Here is a 22,876-nt window from a genome sequence, read left to right on the forward strand (position 1 = left end):
GCGCCAACTTATCCACATAACGGAAAATACCAGGGTCTGCGAGAGGTTTTGCCACTTTTTCGACTTATTGCCTGCTGGGAGCTGAACGAAAGCTGAGCTTGCGACAAGATGACGCGTCCGGCAGAGGTGTATTATGAACGAAAATTTAGAGATCTTCGCCGATCCGGGCGTCTGGGCCGCGCTGGCGACGCTGATCGCCATGGAAGTCGTCCTCGGCATTGATAACCTAATTTTCATCTCGATCCTTACCAACAAGCTGCCCGACGCGATGCGGCCGAAAGCCCGGATGGTGGGCATCGGACTGGCTCTGGGCCTTCGACTCGCGCTGCTGTCGCTGGTGGCGGTGATCGCGCGGATGACGCGTCCGCTGTTCGAGGCGTTCGGGCACGGTTTCTCCGCGCGCGACCTGATCCTGATCGCGGGAGGGCTCTTCCTTGTGTGGAAGGCGACGACCGAGATCCACCACAATGTGGACGACGACGCGCATCGCGAAGAGAGCGGCCCGGGCGCCGCGACGGTGAGCATCACCTTCGGCGCCGCGATCGCGCAGATCATCGCGCTCGACCTCGTTTTCTCGATCGATTCGATCATCACCGCAGTGGGCATGACGGATCATATCCCGGTGATGGTGATCGCGGTGCTGGTGGCGGTGGGCGTGATGATGACGGCGTCCGGCCCGCTCGCCCGCTTCATCGAGCGCAATCCGACGGTAGTCATGCTGGCGCTCGCCTTCCTTTTCATGATCGGCATGACACTGATCGCGGACGGCTGCGGCGTCCATGTGCCCAAAGGCTATATCTACGCGGCGATGGCCTTCTCGGCCTCGGTCGAGGGCCTCAACATCTTCGCACGCCGCCGGCGCGAGCGTCGCCGCCGAGAGGACGCGGCGCCGCGTTGAGCGCGCCGCCGCGGCGGCCCGTGCGTCGAGCCCATTGAGCCGCGCGCGGCGCGCGCCTATGGCGTTCGGATGACCGTCTATCTGCATGAAGAAGATCTTCCGGCGGGCGTGCTCGCGCCCGGGCCGGTTGCCGTGGACACCGAGACGATGGGACTGATCACGCCGCGCGATCGGTTGTGCGTCGTCCAGATCTCGGACGGAAAGGGCGACGAGCATCTCGTCCGATTCGGCCCCGGCAGCGATTATGCCGCGCCCAACCTTCGGGCGGTGCTCGCCGATCCGCAGCGGTTGAAGCTCTATCATTTCGCGCGTTTCGATCTGGCGGCGATCCGCCATTATCTCGGCGTCGTTGCGGCGCCGGTCTATTGCACCAAGACCGCCTCGCGCCTGGTGCGCACCTATACAGACCGACACGGTCTCAAGGATCTGATCCGCGAGCTGCTCGGCGCCGAAATCTCCAAGCAGCAGCAATCGTCGGACTGGGGGGCACCCGAGCTCAGCGACGCGCAGAAGGAATATGCCGCGTCGGACGTGCGCTACCTGCATGCCTGCCGCGAGAAACTGGACGAGCGGTTGGCGCGGGAAGGACGCACCGCGCTGGCGCAGGCGTGCTTCGATTTCCTGCCCTCGCGCGCCGAGCTCGATCTGGCGGGCTGGCCGGAGGTCGACATCTTCGCGCATGTCTGACGCTGCCGAGCGAAATCGTATCGGCCGCCAGCAATGGGCGGCGCCGGGCAGCCAGCACGATCGCGTGATACGGATCGCGCAGATCGTGCTGCCGACGGCGATCGTGATCCTGATCGTGATGCTGGCGATCGCGCCGATCACCTCGGGTCGCGACATCTCGTTCATGCTTTCCAAGGATCATGTCGCGGTCGCCAGGGAGCGGCTGCGCGTGTCCGACGCGCTCTACCGGGGCGAGGATACCAAGGGGCAGCCTTTCGCGCTGCGCGCCGAATCCGCCGTCCAGCAAACGTCGCGTGATCCGGTCGTGAAGCTCTCCAATCTGTCCGCACGCATCATGCTGAACGATGGGCCGGCGAATATCGTCGCAGGCAAGGGCCGCTACAACATGACGACCGAGCAGGTGCTGATCGACGGCCCCGTGAAACTGCAGACGCAGGGCGGCTATCTGCTCAATACTCACGACGTGACCGTCGACATGAAGACGCGGCACGTGACCAGCGGCGCTCCAGTCGATGGGCTGATGCCGCTCGGCACCTTCCAGGCGGGGCGGATGCAGGCCGATCTGACCAACCGGATCGTGGTGCTCGATCAGCGCGCCCGCTTGCATATCGTTCAGGGGCAGTCCAGAGGAAGGCCATGAATCGCGCCGTCCCGACCGGTTTCGCTCTCGTCCTTGCCGGCCTGGTCGCGGGTGGCATTGCGCATGCGCAGGTGATGAAAAGTCACAACAGCAATGCGCCGGTCGATGTCACGGCGGATCGCATCGAAGTCCAGGACAAGGCGAATCGCGCTATCTTCACCGGCAACGTGCATGCCGTGCAGGCGGACATGACGATCGATTCCGCGCGGATGACGGTGGCCTACGCCAAGGCGGCGACGCCGGGCGCGAGCCCGCAGATCCAGCGGATCGATGCCGCCGGTGGCGTGGTGGTGCACAATGCGACGCAGACTGCGCAAGGATCGATGGCGATCTACGATCTCAACCGCAAGCTGATCACCATGCTGGGCAATGTCGTCCTCAACCAGGGTGGATCGCAGGTTCGCGGCGGCCGGCTGGTGATGGATCTCAATACCGGCCGCTCGACGATCGACGGTAGCGCCGTCGGTGCCGGATCGACCAGCACCGGGCGGGGCGGCCGCGTAACCGGACACTTCATCGCGCCCCAGCGCAATAATGGCGGCGGTGCCACCAAGACCAACGCCGACACGGGCAAGACGACGAAGCCCGCCACCGGCAAATAGGCAGCGGTCTGGCGGCAATCCGCTCCATTTTCGGGGCGATTGCCAACAAGTCACTCGACCAGCTTTCCGCGCGCATGCAATAAGCCTGCCAGATTTCGTCAGAAGCACCGGGGCCGCACCGGCCCATGTCAGCGTCAAGGCAGACCCGAATCATGAATGATACGATGACCCTCGATCGCCCCCAGCCCGATGCGGGCCGCGACGGGCTGGAACGCGGGCTGTCCATCGTTTCGATCGCCAAGGCCTATGATCGCCGGCAGGTGCTGTCCAACGTGTCGCTGGAGGTGGCGCGCGGCGAGGTAGTCGGCCTGCTCGGCCCCAACGGCGCGGGCAAGACGACCTGCTTCTATTCGGTGATGGGCCTCGTCCGCCCCGATGCGGGGCGTATCCTGCTGGACGGCGACGATATCACCGCGCTGCCGATGTATCGGCGCGCGATCCTGGGCCTCGGCTATCTGCCGCAGGAAACTTCGATCTTCCGCGGGCTTACCGTCGCGCAGAACATCATGGCCGTGCTCGAAATGTCGGAGCCGGAGGCGGATGTCCGGCAGGAGCGGCTGGTGCAGTTGCTCAAGGAATTCCACATCGATCATCTGCGCGATTCGTCGGCGATGGCGCTGTCGGGCGGCGAACGGCGGCGCTGCGAGATTGCCCGTGCGCTGGCCGCGAGTCCCTCGATCATGCTGCTCGACGAGCCGTTCGCCGGCATCGATCCGATCTCCATCTCGGACATTCGCGACCTGGTAAAGGATCTGAAGCGGCGCGACATCGGCGTGCTGATCACCGATCACAATGTGCGCGAGACGCTCGACATCGTCGACCGTGCCTGCATCATCTATGATGGTCAGGTGCTGTTCTCGGGCAGTCCGGAGGCGCTGGTCGCCGATCCCAACGTGCGCCGGCTCTATCTGGGCGAGGGTTTCGAATTATGACCCCTGCCTCGGACATGCGCGGATAGGGGCCATGGCGATGGGTCCGCGTCTCGATCTGCGGCAGTCGCAATCGCTGGTGATGACGCCGCAGCTCCAGCAGGCGATCCGCCTGCTCGCGCTCAGCAATCTCGAGATCGAAAGCTTCATCACCGAGGAACTCGACAAGAATCCGCTGCTCGAATCGGGAGCGACGGAGGTCGAGGATACGCCCGTGCCCGATGGAGATAGCGAAAGCGACGGCTTCGGCGAGGAGGAGCCGGCAACGGCAGACCGACTGATCGAGGCTGGCGACGGCGTGGCGGACGCGCCGCTCGACGTCGATTATGGCGAGGAGACCTTCCATCACGACAGCGCCATAGACGGCGCGCCGGGCATGGACGGCGGCCTCGCGCTCGACGGCATGGGTGGCGGGCTGGCGACCGGCGAGGCACCGGATTTCGAGGCCATGCTCTCGGCCGGCCTGTCGCTGCACGAGCATCTGATGGCGCAGGCCGGCGCCGCCCTTTCCGGCACGGACCTGCTGATCGCCGAACATATCGTCGACCAGATCGACGAAGCCGGTTATCTGACCGTCACGCCGCTGGAGCTCTCGCACCGGCTCGGCGTGCCGCTGTTCCGGATCGAGCGCGTGCTTGCGGTGATCCAGGGGTTCGAGCCGAGCGGGGTCGGTGCGCGCAGCCTTGCGGAATGCATCGCGATCCAGGCGCGCGAGGCCGATCGCTACGATCCGGCGATGGCGCGGCTGATCGACAATCTCGACCTGCTGGCGCGTGGCGCGCTCCCGCAGCTGCGCCGCATCTGCGGCGTCGATGAGGAAGACATGGCGGACATGATCCGCGAGCTGCGCGGCTATGATCCCAAGCCGGGGCTGCGCTTCGGCGGCGAGCCGGTGCAGGCTGCGGTGCCGGACATCTTCGTCGCCCGCACGCGCAGCGGCGGCTGGGCGATCGAGCTCAACGGCGCGACCATGCCGCGCCTGCTGGTCAACCGCAGCTATTATGTGGAGCTGGCACGCGGCAATCGCGACAAGGCGAGCCGCACCTGGCTGTCCGATTGCCTGACCAGCGCCAACTGGCTGGTCAAGGCGCTGGACCAGCGGGCGCGCACCATCGTGAAAGTGGCGACCGAGCTGGTGAGCCAGCAGGAGGCCTTCTTCCTAAACGGCGTCGAGCATCTGCGGCCGCTGACGCTTCGCGCAGTGGCGGACGCGATCGGTATGCACGAATCGACGATCAGCCGCGTGACATCGAACAAATATCTGTCGTGCGAGCGAGGCCTGTTCGAGCTCAAATATTTCTTCACCAGCGCCATCCAGTCTGCGGACGGCGGCGAGGCTGCCTCGGCCGAGGCGGTGAAGAGCCACATCCGCACGCTGATCGCGGCGGAGGATCCGAAGGCGATCCTTTCCGACGACAAACTCGTCGAACTGCTCAATGCGAAGGGCTTCGATATCGCGCGGCGCACGGTCGCCAAATATCGCGAGGCGATCGGGCTGGGGTCGTCGGTGCAGCGGCGGCGGCAGAAGGCGCTGGGCCGGGCGGCGTAAGGCTCGCTCCCCCGCTTCTTTCCCTTCCCGGTTCGTACGGCTGCATGCTTGCATGCCGTCACCCTTCCCGCCGCAGCGTGGCGGCCCCCTCCCTCTCCCCGCACGGGGAGAGGGGAAAAGGGTATTTACAGTTTCTCGATGAAGGCCTTGACGTCCGGGCCGATGTCGGCGCGCTCCAGGGCCAAGGCGATATTGGCCTGGATGAAGCCGGCCTTGTCGCCGCAATCGTGGCGGTCGCCGTCGACGGTCAGCGCGTGGAAAGGCTGTTTGCCGATCAGCTTGGCCATGCCGTCGGTGAGCTGAATCTCGTTGCCCGCGCCACGCTCGCCGGCGGCGAGGATGCCCATCACGTCCGGCTGGAGGATGTAGCGGCCGATGATCGCGAGGCGCGAGGGCGCTTCGGCGGGCTTGGGTTTTTCGACGAGGCCCTTAACCTCGGTGACGCGCCCTTCGACCGTGCCGGGCGAGACGATGCCGTAGCGGCCGGTATGCTCGTGCGGCACTTCGAGCACGCCGAGCACGTTGCCACCCTTCGCCTCGTAGGTGGCGACCATCTGCTTGAGGCAGGGATTGCCAGGATTCCACAGCAGTTCGTCGGGCAGCAGCACGGCGAAGGGCTCGTCGCCGACGATGTCGCGCGCGCACCAGACGGCATGGCCGAGGCCCAGCGGTTCCTGCTGGCGCACGAATACGGCATCGCCGGGATCCAGGCGGCTGCCTTCCAGCGTCGCCAATATGTCGGTCTTCGAACGCGCGGTGAGCGTCGCTTCCAGCTCATAGGCGATGTCGAAATAATCCTCGATCGCGTTCTTGCCGCGGCCGGTGACGAAGATCATCTGCTCGATGCCGGCGGCATGCGCCTCGTCGATCGCATATTGCACCAGCGGCTTGTCCACCACCGGCAGCAACTCCTTCGGCACCGCCTTGGTGGCGGGCAGGAAACGGGTGCCGAGACCGGCGACTGGAAAAACGGCCTTGCGAACAGGCTTCATCACTTACTCCCCCACGAGCCAGGGCGGCAGGCGGTCTGCCGCGATCAGCGCCTCGATCGGCTGCCTCTCCCGCACTATCGCCCAATCGTTACCATTCACCATCACTTCGGGCGTAAGTGCCCGGGAATTATAGGTGTTGGCCATCGTCGCGCCATAGGCCCCCGCCGTCATGAAACCGACGAGATCGCCCGGTTCGACGCATTCGAGGTCCCGTCCCATGGCAAATGTGTCGCCGCTCTCGCACACCGGACCGACGACGTTGGCGGTGAAGCGATCTCCGCGTGGCGCGATGGCCCGGATATCGTGCCAGGCGTCGTAGAGGCTGGGACGGAGCAGGTCGTTCATCGCGGCATCGACGATCACGAAGGGAGCGGCGCTGCCCTGCTTCACGCGAATCACGCGAGAGAGCAGCACGCCGGCATTGCCGACGATCACCCTGCCGGGCTCGAATGCCAGGCGGACCTTCCAGCCGGCGCTGACGCGGCGCACCATCGCACCGTAATCGGCCGGACTCGGCGGCAGCGGCTTGGCCGGATCATAGGGCACGCCGAGACCGCCGCCGAGATCGGCGACGCTTACCGGATAACCGTCCGCCTGTAGGCGTTCGATCAGTGCGCCGATGCGCGTGAAGGCTGCCTCGAGCGGTGCGAGATCGGTGAGCTGGCTGCCGATATGGACGGCGACGCCGCGGATCGCGAGGCCGGGCAGGCTGGCGGCCAGCGCATAGGCATCCGGTGCCTTGTCGTAGGCCACGCCGAACTTGTTCTCGGACTTGCCCGTGGAGATCTTGGCGTGGGTTCCGGCGTCGACGTCCGGATTTACGCGGAAGGCGATCGGCGCGGTCAGCCCCAGCGACGAGGCCACCTGCGAGAGCATCTCGGCTTCGGGCTCGGATTCGACGTTGAACTGGCCGATGCCTTCCTTCAGCGCCAGCGCCATTTCCTCCGCGGTTTTGCCGACGCCGGAAAAGACGATCTTGTCCGCCGCGATGCCGGCGGCGCGGGCGCGCTTCAGCTCCCCGGCGGAGACGACGTCGGCGCCGAGACCGAGCCGTGCCATGGTGGCCAGCACCGCGGCATTGGGATTGGCCTTCACCGCAAAGGCGATCAGCGGATCGCCCAGCCCCTCCAGTGCGTCGCGAAATACGCGCACATGGCGCTCGATGGTCGCGGTCGAATAGACGTAGACCGGTGTGCCCACAGCATCGGCGATTGCCGGCAAAGACACGTCCTCGGCGTGCATCGCGCCGTTCTTGATCTCGAAATGGTCCATGAAGCCTCAGCCCGGCGGGGGAAGATCGAAATGGTCGTCCTTGCGCGGTGCCGATTTGGTCAGCGGCTCGTCGCTGCGGTCGGGACGCGCATTGGTGGGTATGGCGAGCAGCTGGTCGACCGAAGGCTGGCCGGCTGCCATGGCCGGCTTCGGCGGCAAGCTCTGGCCGGAGGCCGGCTGCAAAGCCTCGCGCTTGCCGCATCCGGCAAGCGCGGCAGCCAAAGAGAGGGCGAACAGCGCGCGCTTCATCATGCGATCCCCAATGCGGCGCGCGCCTCGGCGATGCGCGCGCGGACCTGATCGGGCGCGGTGCCGCCATGGCTGCGGCGGCTGGCGACCGACGCGTCCACCGATAGCGCGGAAAAGACCCGCTCGTCGATGCGCGGATCGATCGCGCGCAGCGTCTCGATCGAGAGCTCGGAGAGGGTGCAGCCGTCCGCCTCGGCCCGCTTCACCACTGCGCCGGTGATGTGATGCGCCTCGCGGAATGGGATGTCGGCAACGCGGACGAGCCAGTCGGCGAGGTCGGTCGCGGTGGAATAGCCCGCTTCGGCGGCGGCGCGCATGCGATCGGTACGGAAGCGGACCGTCTCGACCATGCCGGTCATCGCGGCGATCGAGAGGGCGAGCAGGTCGTGCGCCTCGAACACCGGCGGCTTGTCGTCCTGCATGTCCTTCGAATAGGCGAGCGGCAGGCCCTTCATCGTGATGATCAGCGCGGTCATCGCCCCCGCGATCCGGCCGGCATGGCCGCGCACCAGCTCGGCCGCGTCCGGATTGCGCTTCTGCGGCATGATCGAGGAGCCGGTGGAATAGGCATCCGGCAGGGCGACGAAGCCATAGGGCTGGCTCGCCCAGATGATGAATTCCTCGGCGAGGCGCGACAGGTGCAGGCTGCACTGGGTGGCGGCCATCAGATAGTCGAGCGCGAAGTCGCGGTCGCTGACCGAATCGAGCGAGTTGGCGGTCGGCCCGTCGAAGCCGAGCGCGGCGGCAGTTGCGAAGCGGTCGGTCGGAAAACCCGTGCCGGCGAGCGCGGCGGCGCCGAGCGGGCAGCGGTTGAGGCGGGCGCGGGCATCGGCGAAGCGGCTGCGGTCGCGCGCGATCATCTCATAATAGGCCATCAGATGATGGCCGAGCGTGACCGGCTGGGCGACCTGGAGATGGGTGAAGCCCGGCATCACGCTGTCGGCATGCTCGCCCGCGCGGGTGACGAGCGCGGTCTGCAGTGCGGCGAGGCCGGCTTCCACCGCGTCGATCGAATCGCGCACCCAGAGGCGGAAGTCGGTCGCCACCTGGTCGTTGCGGCTGCGCGCGGTGTGCAGGCGCCCGGCTGCCGGGCCGATCAGCTCGGCGAGGCGGCTCTCGGTCGCCATGTGGATGTCCTCGAGCGCGAGATCCTCCGGCACGCCCGTCTCGGCATATTCGGCGGCGACGCGATCAAGCCCTTCGGTGATCGACGCGGCGTCCTCAGTCGTCACGATCCCCTGTGCCGCGAGCATGGCCACATGCGCCTTTGACCCGGCGATATCCTGTCGCCATAGACGCTTGTCGAACGGGATCGAGGCATTGATCTCGCGCATCACCGCGGCCGGGCCTTCGGCAAAACGCCCGCCCCACATGGAATTGGAGCTTGTCGTGCGGCTTTCGATTGTACTGCTCCTCGCGCTGGCGCTGGCGGCGTGCGATAAGCAAAAGGGAGAGGCGCCGCAAGCGCAGCCGCAGCAGCAGGGCGCGCCCGCATCGGGCATCGGCAAGCTCGACATCAGCCACCGCGGCGGCGACATGCCGGCCATCCCGTTCCTCGGCCCGACCGACGGGCCGGCGACGCTCACCCAATATCGCGGCAAGCCGGTGCTGCTCAACCTCTGGGCCACCTGGTGCGCGCCCTGCGTCGCCGAGATGCCGACCCTGGACGCGCTGGCCGGGCGTGAGAAGGACCGGATGAAGGTGATGGTGGTGAGCCAGGACATGGAGGGCCGCCGCGCGGTGGGGCCGTTCTTCGCGAAGGAGAAGTTCGCGGCGCTCGAGCCCTATCTCGACAAGCAGAATGTGCTGATGACGGCGCTGAAGGTCGGCGACACGCTGCCCACCACCATCTTCTTCGACGCGCACGGCAAGGAGCAGTGGCGGATCACCGGTGCGATGGACTGGACAGGAGACAAGGCCAAGGCGCTGATCGAGGGATCGCTGAACGGGAAGGCGCCAACAACGCTTTGACCTTCTTACCCTCTCCTGCTTGCGGGAGAGGGTAGGGAGAGGGGTTGGGTCGTCACGCCACTTTCGGCAGTCCCAGCCTGGGGATGTCGATGGCGGGACAGCGGTTCATCACCACCTTGAGGCCGGCGGCCTCGGCGCGCGCGGCGGCGGCTTCGTTGATCACGCCGAGCTGCATCCACACCGCCTTTGCGCCGGCGGCGATTGCCTCATCGACGGCATCGCCGGCGGCTGCACTGTTGCGGAAGATGTCGACGAGATCGATCGGCTCGCCGAGCTGCGAAAGATCGCGCCAGATATATTCGCCATGGACGTGCTCGCCGGTGATCTGCGGATTGACCGGCAGCACGCGATAGCCGTGATCCTGCAGAAACCGCATGACGCCATAGCTCGGCCGGTCCGGCCGGTCCGAAGCGCCGATCAGCGCGATGGTGCGCGTTGTGGACAGGAGGTCGGCGATCTCGGCATCGGTGGTCAGCGGCATGGCATTTCCTTTCCGTGGGGCCGGCACTGCCAGCCGGCGGAACCCGCCGAAGCGTCGGACCCGGCTCGGATCGGGCCAGAACACTTCGGCAAGCCCAGCACGAACCGGCGCGGCGCCGGCACGTTCCAGGGCGCTAGATGGGAAGCCGGGCGTCCAGGCTCAACCGGCCCGGAGCGAAAGACTCCGAATGAGCTGCGCGGCGATTTCGGCGAAGGCGGCGCCCTGCGGCCCGTCCTCAGCCGCGGGAGGGAAGCCGGCATCCGAGGCGCGGCGGATCGCGATGTCGAGCGGGATGCGGCCGAGGAAGGGAATCTCCATCTCCCGCGCCGCCGCCTCCGCGCCGCCGGCACCGAACGGATCGGAGATCTCGCCGCAATGGGGGCAGGCATAGCCGGCCATATTCTCGACCAGACCGACGATCGGCACATCGGCTTGGCGGAACAGGTCGATCGCGCGGGCAGCGTCGATGAGCGCGAGATCCTGGGGAGTCGAGACGATCAGCGCGCCGGCGGGACGATGCTTCTGGATCATGTTGAGCTGCACGTCGCCCGTACCGGGCGGCATATCCACCACCAGCAGCTCCGCATCGCCCCATTCGGCATCGACAAGCTGGCCGAGCGCTCCGCCTGCCATGGGCCCGCGCCAGGCGATCGCCTGGCCCGGTTTCACCATTTGTCCCATGGAGAGCATCGGAACGCCGAATGCCGTCTGTACGGGGATGAGCTTCTTGTCCTCCGCGGTGGGCTTGATGCCCTCACTGCCCATCAGCCGGGGCTGGGAGGGACCGTAAATATCCGCATCGATCAGGCCGGTGCGGATGCCGGCGCGTGCCAGCGACACCGCGAGGTTGGCCGAAAGCGTGGATTTGCCGACGCCGCCCTTGCCGCTGCCGATCGCGAGGATGCGGCGGCTCGGCTTTTCCGCGGTCATCGCGACGCGCACTTCGCGTACGCCGCCGAGCCCGGTCAGCTTGCCGCGGATCGCCCGCTCGATCTGCGCGCGGGCATCGCCTGAAAGGCCCGAGACGTCGAGGATGACGCTCGCGGTTTCGCCATTCACGCGCGGCGCCGCGGCACGGCCGGATTCGACGAGGCCGCGCCCGCTCACCGGATCCGCTATAGCGTCCAGCGCGGCGGAAAATATGTCATTCTGGCTCATGATAGGGCGCCGCATAGGACAGCGCGTGGGCAATGGCACTGTTTTTCCGCGACTCGGCTTCCTATAATGGCCGGATGGACGAGACAGTTGGGCGGGGAGCCGAGATCCACACGATGCTGAACGAAGACGGCGGCGGCCCCTGGGGCGGACGCGGTAGCGGCGGTGGATCGGGCGGCGGCAATGGAGACGGCCTCGGGCCGCGCAATCCGTGGAATCAGCCGCCGCGCAAGCGGCCGCAGCGCGGCGGCCCCGGGCCGAGCGCTCTGGAGAAGCTGCTGACCGAAGGCCGGCAGCGGTTCGGAGGACGCGTGCCGCGGCCCGACGGCAAACCGATCTGGCTGGCGGCGATCGGCCTTTTCATCTTGCTGTGGGTCGCGTTGACCAGCGTCCATCAGATCAATTCGCAGGAGCGCGGCGTGGTGACGCGGTTCGGCCGCTATGCCGGCACGCTCGGGCCAGGCGTCAACTTCACCTTCCCCGCGCCGATCGATCATGTCCGCAAGGTGGAGGTCGAGAATATCCGCATCATCGACATCGGATCGACCGCAGCGAACGATCCCACGCTGATGATCACCGGCGACCAGAACATCATCGACCTTGCCTATTCGGTGCGCTGGAACGTGCGCGATCCCGAACTATATGTGTTCGAACTGGCGGATCCGGACGATACGATCCGCGAAGTCGCCGAGAGCGCGATGCGGGCGGAGATTGCCCGCGTGAGCCTTGACGACGCGATCGGATCGCAGCGTAGCCAGATCGAGGGCCGCGTCGCGCAGCGCATGCAGGAAATCCTCGATAGCTATCGCGCCGGCGTGGCCATCCAGGGCGTCGCGATCAAGCAGGCCGATCCGCCCTCCGCGGTCAACGACGCGTTCAAGGAGGTGTCGGCCGCGCAGCAGGAGGCCCAGAGCTATCTCAATGCGGCGCGCGCCTATGCCCAGCAGCTGACCGCCAAGGCGCAGGGCGAGGCGGCGGCCTTCGACAAGGTCTATGCGGAATATAAGCTCGCCCCGGGAGTCACCCGCCGGCGCATGTATTACGAGACGATGGAGAAGGTGCTGGCCAAGAGCGACAAGACGATCGTCGAGGCGCCCGGTGCCAACACCTATCTGCCGCTTCCGCTGGCCAAGAAGGGAGCGGGGCAATGAACCTCACCGATCGCATGTTCCGCAACCCGATCGCCTGGGCGATCGCGGCGATCCTGCTGCTGCTGATCGGCAGCAGCGTCTTCTCGGTGGTGCCCGAGACCAAGCAGGCGCTGGTCGTGCGCGTCGGCAAGCCCGTGCGCGTCTACAACAGCTATAAGAGCAACGAGGATTTCGGGAATACAGGCGCGGGCCTGATCGCGCATATCCCGTTCTTCGAGCAGATCGTGTGGGTCGACAAACGCGTGCTCGATTTCGACATGCAGCGCCAGTCCGTGCTGTCGACCGATCAGCTCCGCCTCGAGGTGGATGCCTTCGCGCGCTATCGTATCGTCAATCCGCTGCGCATGTACATGAGCGCGGGCAGCGAGCGGAAAGTGGGCGAGGCATTGCGTCCCATCCTGGGATCGGCACTGCGCAACGAACTGGGCAAGCGGCCCTTCGCCGCCCTGCTCAGCCCCGAGCGCGGCCAGGTGATGGACAATATCCAGGCAGGGCTCAATCGCATCGCGCGCCAATATGGTGCCGAGATCGTCGATGTTCGGATCAAGCGCGCCGATCTGCCGGACGGCACCCCGCTGGAAAGCGCGTTCGAACGGATGCGCACCGCGCGCGAGCAGGAGGCGCTGACTATTCGGGCGCAGGGTGCCAAGCAGGCGCAGATCATCCGTGCCCAGGCCGACGCGGATGCCGCGCGCATCTATGCCGAGAGCTTCAACAAGGATCCGGACTTCTACGATTTCTACCGCGCCATGCAGTCCTACCGAGTGACGTTCGGAACGGACGGGAACGATGCGCCGGGTGCTTCGTCCATCATCCTGTCACCCGACAATGACTATCTGCGGGAGTTCAAGGGCCGGAAGTGAGCCGTTCAATCCCGGTTCAGCCGTTTCGTCCCACGAGCTTTGCCGCTCGTACGAGAGAATATTAGGAGACCGGTTATCGTGCGCTATGCCTACGCCATCACCGCCGCCCTGCTGGCCGGCGGCACGACCGCGACACTGATGCTGCAACAGCCGGTGGGCGCGCAGGTGGCCCAGAATGCGCCCGGCACGATCCAGTCGGCGGCTCCGAAGCCCGGCGCGCCGATGAGCTTCGCGGATCTTGCGGCGCGTCTGCAGCCGGCGGTGGTGAACATCTCGACCACCCAGCATGTGAAGGTGCAGCAGAATAATCCGTTCGCCGGAACGCCGTTCGGCGATCTCTTCGGTCAGTTCGGCTTCGGCGGTCAGGGCGGCGGCGACAGTGGTGGCCAGCCTGTCACGCGCGAGGCGACGTCGCTCGGTTCGGGTTTCATCATCTCGCCCGACGGTTTCGTCGTCACCAACAATCATGTGATTTCCGGTGGGCAGCAGGGCGCCGTAGTTGATTCGATCACAGTCACGCTCACCGACCGGCGGGAATATAAGGCGAAGCTGATCGGCCGCGATCCGGTGTCGGACCTCGCTGTGCTGAAGATCGACGCGACCAACCTGCCCTTCGTTGAATTCGGCGATTCCAGCCGAGCGCGCGTCGGCGATTGGGTACTCGCCATCGGTCAGCCCTATGGCCTTGGCGGCACCGTCACGGCTGGCATCGTTTCGGCGATCCATCGCTCGATCAGCCCCAATGGCGGCGCCTATGATCGTTACATCCAGACGGACGCGGCGATCAACCAGGGCAACAGCGGCGGCCCGATGTTCGATCTTCAGGGCAATGTGATCGGCATCAACACCGCCATCTATTCGCCGACCGGCGGCAATGTCGGCATCGGTTTCGCGATCCCGGCGGAACAGGCCAAGCCGGTGATCATGGCGCTGAAGGCGGGCGGCAAGGTGAAGCGCGGCTATCTCGGCGTCGGCATCCAGCCGATGAGCGAGGATATCGCCGGCTCCCTCGGTCTGCCGAAGGATCGCGGCGAGATCGTCGCGCGTGTCGAGCCCGGCTATCCGGCGGCGCGTGCCGGCATCAAGCAGGGCGACGTGATCGTGAAGGTGAACAACCAGGACGTCACGCCGGATCAGACACTGAGCTATATCGTCGCCAATCTGCCGATCGGATCGAAGGTACCGATCGACCTGATACGCAACGGTCAGCGCATGTCTGTGGTCGCTGTGGTGGGGGAACGCCCCGCCTCGGCGGACCAGCTCGGCGAGGCCGACGATCAGGGCGATGACGACCAGGGCGCAGGCCAGGGTAACCAGCCTGCCGTTCCGGCGACCAAGGATTCGATCGGTCTGTCTCTACAGACCCTGACCCCGGAAATCGCGCGGCAGCTGGGTCTGCAGCCGGCTACGCGGGGCGTGGTCGTGTCCCAGATCGATCCGTCGAGCGACGCTGCCCAGCAGGGTCTGCAGCGCGGCGACGTGATCCTGTCGATCAATCAGGTGCCGGTGGGATCGGCGGCTCAGGCGGCGTCCGCGGTCGACGCGGCGCGCAAGGCCGGGCGACAGAGCGTGTTGCTGCTCGTGCAGCGCGGCACCCGCCAGGCGACTTATGTGGGCGTGAAGATCCAGACCAAGAAGTAGCCTTTTCCGGCTCCGGCCGAAAAGCTACCAGAGACCCGTCGGAGCGAATGGCTCCGGCGGGTTTTTATTGTGCGTCAGGGGAGAGTGAATCATGGCCGGCGACGACGGCATTTTCATCGGTGCGGGTCCCGGCGGCGCCCATCCGCAACTGCTCAACCTCAAGCGCGCCAATCGCCATGGACTGATCGCGGGGGCGACCGGCACCGGCAAGACCGTGACGTTGCAGGGCATCGCCGAAAGCTTCTCGAAGATCGGCGTGCCCGTGTTCGTCGCCGATGTGAAGGGCGATCTATCCGGCCTCGCCATGGCGGGATCTCCGACGTCGCCGCTGCATGACGTCTGGTCCAAGCGGGCACAGGAGATTGGCTATACCGATTGGGTCTATGCGGACACGCCGGCAATATTCTGGGATCTTTTCGGCCAGCAGGGCCATCCGATCCGCACGACCGTCTCGGAGATGGGTCCGCTGCTGCTCGCGCGGCTGATGGACCTCAACGACGTGCAGGAAGGCGTGCTGCAGATCGCCTTCCGCTATGCCGACGAGCAAGGGCTGCTGCTGCTCGATCTGGCGGACCTGCAATCGATGCTGGCCTATTGCGCGGAGAATGCCGATACGCTGAGCGCGCGCTACGGCAACGTCACCAAGGCCAGCGTCGGATCCATCCAGCGCCAGCTGCTCTCGCTGGACAGCCAGGGCGGCGCCAATTTCTTCGGCGAGCCCTCGCTCGATATCCACGATTTCATAGCGCTGGATGAAAAGGGCCGTGGCCGCGTCAATATCCTCGCCGCCGACAAGCTGATGGCGAGCCCCAAGCTCTACGCCACCTTCCTGCTCTGGCTGCTGTCCGAATTGTTCGAGGTGCTGCCCGAGGTGGGCGATCCGGAAAAGCCGAAGCTCGTCTTCTTCTTCGACGAGGCCCATCTGCTGTTCGACGACGCGCCCAAAGGGCTGCTGGACAAGATCGAGCAGGTGGTACGGCTCATCCGGTCCAAGGGTGTCGGCGTCTATTTCATCACGCAGAATCCGATCGACGTGCCGGACGATGTGGCAGCGCAGCTCGGCAATCGCGTCCAGCATGCCCTACGCGCGTTCACGCCGCGCGACCAGAAGGCGGTGCAATCCGCCGCGGACACCTTCCGCGCCAATCCGGACGTCGACGTCGCCAAGGCGATCATCGAGCTGAAAGTGGGCGAGGCGCTGGTCTCGCTGCTGCAGCCGGATGGTGCACCCTCACCGGTAGAGCGCACCCTGATCAAGCCGCCTTCCTCGCGCGTCGGGCCGCTCACCGCGCAGGAACGCGGTGTGATCGTCTCCACCTCTCCCTATGCCGGCAAATACGACGCGGCGATCAACCGCGAATCCGCGCAGGAGGTACTGGCGGCCAAGGCGAATGCCGCCGTTGCCGCTGCCGCGAAAGCCAAGGCCGACGCGGACGCCGCAAAGGCACAGGCCGAGGCCGACAAGGTTGCTGCCAAGCAGCAGGCGGAGCAGGCCAAGGTCGACGCGCGCGCGCAGGCGGAGGCTGCGCGGCAGGCGGCGCAGCCGAGCGTGCTCGACAAGGTGATCGCATCCGCGGCGCGATCGGCATCCTCCTCGATCGGACGGCAGGTTGCCAACGAGATCGGACGCGAGGTGTTCGGCAGCGGCAGCCGGCGATCCTCCTCTTCGTCCGGCGGGATCGGTGGCGCGATCGTGCGCGGCATTCTCGGCAGCTTGTTCCGCGGGCGCTGAGATGCCGCTCGCCTCGCTCTCGCTCCGCGACGATCCGGCATCCTTCGCCGCGGCGCTGGGTGAGGCGTTCGCGCGGCACGGCTTTGCGATCGTCGCAGACCACGGCATCGATCCGGGCATTATCGCCCGGGCAGAAGCGGAGATGCGCGCCTTTTTCGCATTGCCCGTTGCGGTGAAGCGGCGTCATCATCTCGAGGGCACGGGTGGCGCGCGGGGGTACACGCCTTTCGGCATCGAGACCGCCAAGGACGCCGACGACTTCGATCTCAAGGAATTCTGGCATGTCGGCCGGGAATTGCCGCCCCGCCATCCCTATGAAGGCGTGATGCAGCCCAACGTCTGGCCTGGGGAACTGCCCGGTTTCCGCGACGTCATGCTGCGCCTCTTCGCGGCGTTCGACATGGCGGGCGCCCGCCTGCTGGATGCGATCGGCCGGCACCTTGGGCTTTCGCCGCATTTCCTCTCCGACGCCACGCGCGACGGGAATTCGGTGTTGCGCCTGCTGCACTATCCTCCGGTGCCAGCAGGTGCGTTTGGCATCCGCGCTGGGGCGCATGAGGATATCAACGCGATCACCTTGCTGCTCGGCGCGGAGGAGGCTGGGCTCGAGATTCTCGATCGCGAAGGCAATTGGCTGCCCGTCGCGCCCCGGCCGGGCGAACTGGTCGTGAATGTGGGTGACATGCTCCAGCGTCTGACCAACGGCCGGCTGCGTTCGACCACCCACCGCGTGCGCAACCCGGCGCCCGAACGGCGCGGCGTCTCACGCTGGTCCATGCCCTTCTTTCTACATTTTCGGCCCGATTTCCTGATCGAGACGCTGCCCTCCTGCATCGGCCCGGACGGCGATCATCCTGCACCGATAACCGCCAACGACTATCTGCTCGAGCGGCTGCGCGAGATCCGGCTGCTTTAGGGAGGTGACGAGCTCTCGCGTGGTTTCTTCTCGTCCCTCCCGGCTTCCGCTGGCATGACGTAAATTTGCGCAACGATCCCGGAACGAGGAGGATCGAAATGTCCGCGTCCTCCGCTCAGCGCAGGAGCGTTTCTGCGAACCGGTCCATGTCGCGCAGCTTCTCGTCCAGAGGCATGCGCGCCGCCCGGCCGTCCGGGCCGAGGAAAGCGCTCTTGTGGATCTGGGTGATGCCGAGATCCTCGGCGCGCTTCACCGTGTCCGGGCTATAGTCGTAGAGGCTGCAGCCGATCTCGAACGGCTCCTTTTCCCGCCCGATCGCCGCACGTTCGCGGCGCAGTGCCTCCACGAAGGAGGGGATCTGGCCGAGCTCCAGCTGGCCGCCGATCCATCCATCGTGCCGCGCCGCACGCTTCATTGCCGCTGAACTGGTGCCGCCGATCATCACCGGCATCATCGGCACGCCCGGAGACATCTGCAGCGGCGGGAAATCATAATATTCGCCATGATATTCCAGCATCTCGCCGGACATGAGCTGCGGCAGCAGCGCCAGCATCTCGTCGGTCCGCTTGCCGCGATTGTGGAAATCCTGCCCGACCAGATCGAACTCGTCCTTCTGCCAGCCGACGCCGATGCCGAGCACGACACGATTCTTCGACAGATAGGCGGCGGTCTGGATCGCCTTGGCCGCGGCGAAGGGATCGCGCATCGGCAGCACATAGACGGTGGTGGTGAATTTCAGCGTGGTGGTCAGCTGCGAAAGCGCGCCGATCTGGACCCAGCAATCCGGCCAGTGGGTTTCCGGATACCACAGCACCACCGCATCCTTGCTGTAGTCATAGGCCTGATACTGGCTCTGATAGGTGATGAAATGATCGCCGAGCGCGATCCCCTCGAAACCCAGGGCCTCGGCATGCTGCGAGAGTGGGCCGAGATGATCCATCTCCACCAGCGCCAGGACCTGCCAGAATTTCATGCCGTGCCTCTCCCCACCTGATCGATGGGCAGGATGACGAGCCGGTCGGGGCGGGGGAACGGTGCCGCTTTGTGCGAAAGTGGCGTTTTCTGAAGCGGTTCAGCCCCGGCCGCGATAGCCGGGCACGTCCTGAGCGGGCAGCCACATGCCCTCGGGCGGCGTGCCCGATTGCCAGAAGACGTCGATCGGGATGCCGCCTCGCGGATACCAGTAGCCGCCGATGCGCAGCCATAGCGGCTGCATCTCCGCCGTCAGCCGTTCGCCGATGCCCACGGTGACGTCTTCGTGGAAGCCGGCATGGTTGCGGAAGGAGCCGAGGAAGAGCTTGAGCGACTTGGATTCGACGATCGTCGTCGCGGGTGCATAGTCGATCACCAGATGCGCGAAATCGGGCTGGCCGGTGACCGGGCAGAGCGAGGTGAATTCGGGGGCGGTGAAGCGGACGAGATAGGGCCGACCGGTGCGCGGATTGGGCACATAGTCCAGCACCGCCTGCTCCGGCGATGCGGGTAGCGGCGTCTGCTGGCCGAGTTGGGTGATGCTCATGCCGCCCCTTTAGGCAGCGGGGCAGACGCGTGCAATCGCGGCGCCTCGACGCGGCCCGGCCCCGGCGCTAGGCAAAGGCGCATGAGCGACAAGGGCAAGACAGCGCAGCGCGGGACGGGCACGAGGCTGGTCGAGGCGGGGCGGCGGCGCGAATGGACGCAAGGCATCGTCAATCCCGCGATCTGGCGGGCCTCCACGATTTTGTTCGATACGGTCGCGGACCTGCGTGCTGCGGTGAAGAGGCCCAATGACGGCCTCTATTACGGCCGCCGCGGCACGCCGACGCAGTGGGCGCTGGCCGAGGCGTTGACCGAGCTGGAGCCCGGCGCGGGCGGGACCATGCTCTATCCTTCCGGTGTCGCGGCCATCGCCATGGCGCTGCTCGCCGTGCTGAAGCCGGGCGACGAGTTGCTGATGGTCGATTCCACCTATGAGCCGACGCGCGCCTTCTGCCGCAGCGTGCTTGCCCCGATGGGTATCGCCACGCGCTTCTACGATCCGATGGCCGGCGCCGGCATTGCCGATCTGATCGGGGAGACGACGCGGGCGATCTTCCTCGAAAGCCCCGGCAGCCTCACTTTCGAGGTGCAGGACATACCGGCGATCTGCGCGGTCGCGCGCGAGCGGGGGATCGTCACCCTGCTCGACAATACTTGGGCCACGCCCTTGCTCTTCCCTGCGATCGCCAAGGGCGTCGATTTCTCGATCCTCGCCTGCACCAAATATATCGTCGGCCATTCCGACGCGATGCTGGGATCAGTGACGGTCGCGCCGCAATGGCTGGAAGCGCTGCGCCGGACGAGCTTCCTGCACGGCCAGTGCGTCAGCCCGGACGACGCCTGGCTTGGCAGCCGGGGCCTGCGCACGTTGAAGGCGCGGCTGCGCCAGCATGGCGAGGGCGCTCTCGCGGTGGCGCGCTGGCTCGCCGATCGGCCCGAGGTGGCGCGGGTGCTGCATCCTGCCTTGCCCGGCTGTCCGGGTCACGACGTCTGGCAGCGTGATTTCGCAGGCGCGTCGGGCCTGTTCAGTTTCGTGCTGAAGGGCGGGGACGATGCGGCCCGCGCCGCGCTGATCGACGGGCTTGAGCATTTCGGCATCGGCTTCTCCTGGGGCGGCTTCGAAAGTCTCGCATTGCCGATCGATCCCGAAGGATTACGCACCGCGACGCATTGGCAAGCGGAAGGCCCGGCTGTGCGCCTGCATGTTGGGCTGGAGGATCCGGAGGATCTGATCGCCGATCTGGCGGCCGGGCTGGAGCGTTTCGCGGCGCTGGTCTGACGGGAGTCTTTAGCCCTCGCGGCACAGGGAAAAGGTCTGGCGCCGCGGTTCGAGAATGGCGACGAGCGCCTGGATGGAGCGGCGTAGCTCGTTGGCGAGCAGGCGTGCTGCAGCCGGAGTGCCCTCTGAGCCACGGATCCGCATCAGCGCCGAGACGCCGGCATCGGCATAGAAGGCCGTATCGTCGGCGAGCGCATCGAAGCGGCGGCGCGCGACCGTGGGTGCATCGGCATAGGCCATGCTGAGCCGGGCGGCCTCGTCCAGCGCCTTGTCCGGCGTCTCCGAACCGGAGGCGCATTCACCGAGCCGCTCGACCGCCGCCAGCATTCCGTGCAGGCGGGCGATTCGCTCCCCGGCATCCGCGATTTCGGTGAGTTCGGTGGCGGTGGGCTGATAGCGCGACATGCCACGGGCATGCCATCGCGCAGCCTAACGAAAGGCTAATGGCCGCCCGATTTTACGGCACCAACTGGTAGAATCGTTATTTTTCCGCGTTGAAAATTGACTACGCAACTCCTGGAAACATTCTGTTGCGGCGCGGCAACACTTTGTCTTGGATACAGCTCACCCCCGACATTTTGCATTGTGCGGTGCCCATCGCTGTAGCAAGACAATCGCGCTTACTGTCCAATCCGGCACGTCGGGCGCCAAGAAAGCGCCAAGAAACAGAGGCCTGGGTGGTGGTGCGCAGGGGAACGGAACCTGAAGACTTTCAAGGGGAAGAGACCATGCTCAAATCCATCCTCGGCCTGTCGGCCGTCGCGCTCGCTGCTGCTCTTGCGACGCCCGCCTTTGCCGACGACGATAATCTCGGACTGACGATCAACGGTGGAGCGACCGTCGTCAGCGATTATCGGTTCCGCGGTATTTCCCAGACCAACAAGCATTTCGCCATTCAGGGCACGCTCACCATCTCGCATACGTCGGGTTTCTATGTGAGCACCTGGGGTTCTTCGATCGACGATTATGTCGCCAATGGCAGCGATCAGGAGATCGATCTGATCGCCGGCTATAAGAAGACTTTCAGCGGTGTGACCGTCGATGGCGGTGTGCTCTATTATTACTATCCGGGTTCGGGCGGCATCAACAGCGACTTCGTCGAGCCTTATTTCTCGGTCAGCGGCGCCATCGGCCCGGTCACCGGCAAGGTCGGCGTCGCCTATGCGCCGAAGCAGCATGCGATCGCGTGGGATCATGAGCGCGACGACAATCTCTATGCCTATGCCGAGCTGTCCGGCGCGATCCCGGGAACGCCGCTCACCATCGGCACGCATCTCGGCGTGAACAAGGGCCGCAGCTTCCTGACCGCAGGCCTCAAGGATTATGTCGATTGGAACGTCAACGTGAGCTACACGTGGAAGAACCTGACGTTCGGCGTGACCTATGTCGACACCGACGCGCCTAAGGATCGTTTCGTGTCCTTCACGGGCCGCGACGTCGCGAAGGCGGGTTTCCTCGGATCGATCGGCGTATCTTTCTGATCTGATAACCTTTTCGATCTAGAAGGGAGCCGTGGCCGCGAGGCTGCGGCTCTTTTCGTTTGAGACGCGCCTCCCGACCTTGTGAGGAAATCCGACGGGCCTGCGACGACGCAGCACCCGGCGGGCCGTGGGGGGATGACTTTGCGCAGGCGTTTGCTCGCCCTGTTCGCCGCAGCCTTGCTGACCGGTGGGGGCCCCGCCGTAGCCGGTGCGATCGGCGATACCGGTCTCAACCTGTCCGGAACGGCCACATTCGTTTCCGACTATCGCTATCGCGGCGTATCCCAGACGATGGGCGAACCTGCCCCCCAGTTCGGGCTGACGGTACGGCAGAAGGACGGCTTCTACGCGGGCGCCTGGGCGTCCTACGTCCGCTTCTATCCCCGCAGCTGGGATGGCTATTCCAACGGCGCGCACACCGAACTCGACTTCTACGGCGGCTGGACGGGTAAGGTCGCACGGAACACCGCGATCGATGTCGGCTTCACCTATTACAGCTTTCCGGGCGTTACCGGCGACAACGACCTGGGCGAGGCTACGCTCGTGATCGTCCAGGCGATCGGCAAGGCGGAGGTGAGGATCGGCGGGGCTTATGACTGGCGGCAGGGCGCCATGGCCGATCGCGTCACCTACCTGTACGGCGAAGGGGTGCTGCCGATCATCCACGCGCGCTTCGCGTTGCGCGCGCACGCTGGCCGCACCCTTTACGGGCCGCGATACCAGGATACGCAGGATTATTGGGATTGGTCGCTGGGGGGCGAGGCGCGCTTCGGCCGCGTCACTGCCGGGCTGTCCTACATCGACACCGATCTGCGTGACGTGCCCCACGCGGGCGCGGGCGTGATCGCGTCCGTCGGTTTCGCCTTCTGA

General features: G+C 65.9%; 24 protein-coding genes. 15 read left to right on the plus strand and 9 right to left on the minus strand.

Going from position 1 to position 22,876, the window contains the following annotated elements:
• The first annotated feature begins 133 nt into the window (after window positions 1–133).
• The 6 genes from GQY20_RS03145 to rpoN all read left to right on the plus strand — a co-directional run bounded on the left by GQY20_RS03145 (window position 134) and on the right by rpoN (window position 5,305).
• On the plus strand, window positions 134–898 hold the full coding sequence (locus GQY20_RS03145) for a TerC family protein (RefSeq protein ID WP_157215566.1): 765 nt from the start codon (window positions 134–136) through the stop codon (window positions 896–898).
• 69 nt (window positions 899–967) lie between these two features.
• Window positions 968–1,585 (plus strand): ribonuclease D, encoded by a 618-nt coding sequence (locus tag GQY20_RS03150; RefSeq protein WP_157215567.1) that lies wholly within the window; start codon window positions 968–970, stop codon window positions 1,583–1,585.
• Window positions 1,578–2,225, plus strand: a complete 648-nt coding sequence (gene lptC / locus GQY20_RS03155) for an LPS export ABC transporter periplasmic protein LptC (protein WP_157215568.1) — start codon at window positions 1,578–1,580, stop codon at window positions 2,223–2,225. The genes GQY20_RS03150 and lptC overlap by 8 nt, the downstream gene beginning before the upstream one ends.
• The gene (locus GQY20_RS03160) at window positions 2,222–2,827 is read left to right on the plus strand and encodes an LptA/OstA family protein (protein WP_157215569.1); all 606 of its coding nucleotides are present in this window, start codon (window positions 2,222–2,224) and stop codon (window positions 2,825–2,827) included. Before lptC ends, GQY20_RS03160 begins: the two co-directional genes overlap by 4 nt.
• Before the next feature lie 152 nt (window positions 2,828–2,979).
• Entirely contained in the window at window positions 2,980–3,759 is a 780-nt protein-coding gene (lptB, locus tag GQY20_RS03165) for an LPS export ABC transporter ATP-binding protein (protein WP_157215570.1), read from the plus strand.
• Window positions 3,760–3,790: 31 nt separating this feature from the next.
• Entirely contained in the window at window positions 3,791–5,305 is a 1,515-nt protein-coding gene (gene rpoN, locus GQY20_RS03170; RefSeq protein ID WP_157215571.1) for an RNA polymerase factor sigma-54, read from the plus strand.
• A 125-nt stretch (window positions 5,306–5,430) separates the two neighbouring features.
• On the opposite strand, the gene galU is transcribed toward rpoN, so the two are convergent.
• The 4 genes from galU to argH are packed head-to-tail and all read right to left on the minus strand — an operon-like array spanning window position 5,431 to window position 9,191.
• Complete coding sequence (gene galU, locus GQY20_RS03175; RefSeq protein WP_157215572.1) at window positions 5,431–6,297, minus strand: UTP--glucose-1-phosphate uridylyltransferase GalU; 867 nt, start codon at window positions 6,295–6,297, stop codon at window positions 5,431–5,433.
• 3 nt (window positions 6,298–6,300) lie between these two features.
• Window positions 6,301–7,569 (minus strand): diaminopimelate decarboxylase, encoded by a 1,269-nt coding sequence (lysA, locus tag GQY20_RS03180; protein ID WP_157215573.1) that lies wholly within the window; start codon window positions 7,567–7,569, stop codon window positions 6,301–6,303.
• Between the two features lie 6 nt (window positions 7,570–7,575).
• Window positions 7,576–7,818: a lipoprotein gene (locus GQY20_RS03185; RefSeq protein WP_157216135.1), complete on the minus strand. Its 243-nt coding sequence runs from the start codon at window positions 7,816–7,818 to the stop codon at window positions 7,576–7,578.
• On the minus strand, window positions 7,818–9,191 hold the full coding sequence (gene argH / locus GQY20_RS03190; RefSeq protein WP_157215574.1) for an argininosuccinate lyase: 1,374 nt from the start codon (window positions 9,189–9,191) through the stop codon (window positions 7,818–7,820). The genes GQY20_RS03185 and argH overlap by 1 nt, the downstream gene beginning before the upstream one ends.
• 16 nt (window positions 9,192–9,207) lie before the next feature.
• Between argH and GQY20_RS03195 the strand changes: the two genes are divergently transcribed.
• Window positions 9,208–9,789 carry a TlpA family protein disulfide reductase gene (locus GQY20_RS03195; RefSeq protein WP_332836074.1) on the plus strand — a complete coding sequence of 194 codons (582 nt, stop codon included), beginning with the start codon at window positions 9,208–9,210 and terminating at the stop codon, window positions 9,787–9,789.
• A gap of 52 nt (window positions 9,790–9,841) precedes the next feature.
• On the opposite strand, the gene GQY20_RS03200 is transcribed toward GQY20_RS03195, so the two are convergent.
• Entirely contained in the window at window positions 9,842–10,270 is a 429-nt protein-coding gene (locus GQY20_RS03200) for a CoA-binding protein (protein WP_157215575.1), read from the minus strand.
• A gap of 159 nt (window positions 10,271–10,429) precedes the next feature.
• Complete coding sequence (locus GQY20_RS03205; RefSeq protein WP_232475907.1) at window positions 10,430–11,200, minus strand: Mrp/NBP35 family ATP-binding protein; 771 nt, start codon at window positions 11,198–11,200, stop codon at window positions 10,430–10,432.
• Between the two features lie 302 nt (window positions 11,201–11,502).
• On the opposite strand from GQY20_RS03205, the gene hflK reads away from it, so the two are divergent.
• The 5 genes from hflK to GQY20_RS03230 all read left to right on the plus strand — a co-directional run bounded on the left by hflK (window position 11,503) and on the right by GQY20_RS03230 (window position 17,728).
• Window positions 11,503–12,576: an FtsH protease activity modulator HflK gene (gene hflK, locus GQY20_RS03210; protein ID WP_408641051.1), complete on the plus strand. Its 1,074-nt coding sequence runs from the start codon at window positions 11,503–11,505 to the stop codon at window positions 12,574–12,576.
• The gene (gene hflC, locus GQY20_RS03215; protein ID WP_157215577.1) at window positions 12,573–13,439 is read left to right on the plus strand and encodes a protease modulator HflC; all 867 of its coding nucleotides are present in this window, start codon (window positions 12,573–12,575) and stop codon (window positions 13,437–13,439) included. The genes hflK and hflC overlap by 4 nt, the downstream gene beginning before the upstream one ends.
• A 78-nt stretch (window positions 13,440–13,517) precedes the next feature.
• A complete protein-coding gene (locus tag GQY20_RS03220; protein WP_157215578.1) occupies window positions 13,518–15,080 on the plus strand; it encodes a Do family serine endopeptidase in 1,563 nt (520 codons plus the stop codon).
• A 91-nt stretch (window positions 15,081–15,171) separates the two neighbouring features.
• Window positions 15,172–16,812 carry a helicase HerA-like domain-containing protein gene (locus tag GQY20_RS03225; RefSeq protein WP_157215579.1) on the plus strand — a complete coding sequence of 547 codons (1,641 nt, stop codon included), beginning with the start codon at window positions 15,172–15,174 and terminating at the stop codon, window positions 16,810–16,812.
• A gap of 1 nt (window position 16,813) precedes the next feature.
• The gene (locus tag GQY20_RS03230; RefSeq protein WP_157215580.1) at window positions 16,814–17,728 is read left to right on the plus strand and encodes an isopenicillin N synthase family dioxygenase; all 915 of its coding nucleotides are present in this window, start codon (window positions 16,814–16,816) and stop codon (window positions 17,726–17,728) included.
• Between the two features lie 115 nt (window positions 17,729–17,843).
• Here the strand turns inward: GQY20_RS03230 and GQY20_RS03235 are convergent, their stop codons facing one another.
• The gene (locus GQY20_RS03235; RefSeq protein WP_157215581.1) at window positions 17,844–18,701 is read right to left on the minus strand and encodes a TIGR03619 family F420-dependent LLM class oxidoreductase; all 858 of its coding nucleotides are present in this window, start codon (window positions 18,699–18,701) and stop codon (window positions 17,844–17,846) included.
• A 99-nt stretch (window positions 18,702–18,800) separates the two neighbouring features.
• Window positions 18,801–19,247 (minus strand): preQ(1) synthase, encoded by a 447-nt coding sequence (queF, locus tag GQY20_RS03240; protein ID WP_157215582.1) that lies wholly within the window; start codon window positions 19,245–19,247, stop codon window positions 18,801–18,803.
• Between the two features lie 81 nt (window positions 19,248–19,328).
• Between queF and metC the strand changes: the two genes are divergently transcribed.
• Window positions 19,329–20,525 carry a cystathionine beta-lyase gene (metC, locus tag GQY20_RS03245; protein WP_157215583.1) on the plus strand — a complete coding sequence of 399 codons (1,197 nt, stop codon included), beginning with the start codon at window positions 19,329–19,331 and terminating at the stop codon, window positions 20,523–20,525.
• A gap of 9 nt (window positions 20,526–20,534) precedes the next feature.
• Here metC and GQY20_RS03250 read toward each other — a convergent pair whose 3' ends face one another.
• Window positions 20,535–20,930, minus strand: coding sequence for a hypothetical protein (locus GQY20_RS03250; RefSeq protein ID WP_157215584.1), 396 nt, complete (start codon window positions 20,928–20,930; stop codon window positions 20,535–20,537).
• Between the two features lie 323 nt (window positions 20,931–21,253).
• On the opposite strand from GQY20_RS03250, the gene GQY20_RS03255 reads away from it, so the two are divergent.
• Both GQY20_RS03255 and GQY20_RS03260 read left to right on the plus strand, forming a co-directional pair.
• Window positions 21,254–22,006 (plus strand): TorF family putative porin, encoded by a 753-nt coding sequence (locus tag GQY20_RS03255; protein WP_157215585.1) that lies wholly within the window; start codon window positions 21,254–21,256, stop codon window positions 22,004–22,006.
• 141 nt (window positions 22,007–22,147) lie between these two features.
• On the plus strand, window positions 22,148–22,876 hold the full coding sequence (locus tag GQY20_RS03260; RefSeq protein ID WP_157215586.1) for a TorF family putative porin: 729 nt from the start codon (window positions 22,148–22,150) through the stop codon (window positions 22,874–22,876).

The sequence above is a fragment of the Flavisphingomonas formosensis genome (assembly GCF_009755815.1).
Lineage (GTDB): Bacteria > Pseudomonadota > Alphaproteobacteria > Sphingomonadales > Sphingomonadaceae > Flavisphingomonas > Flavisphingomonas formosensis.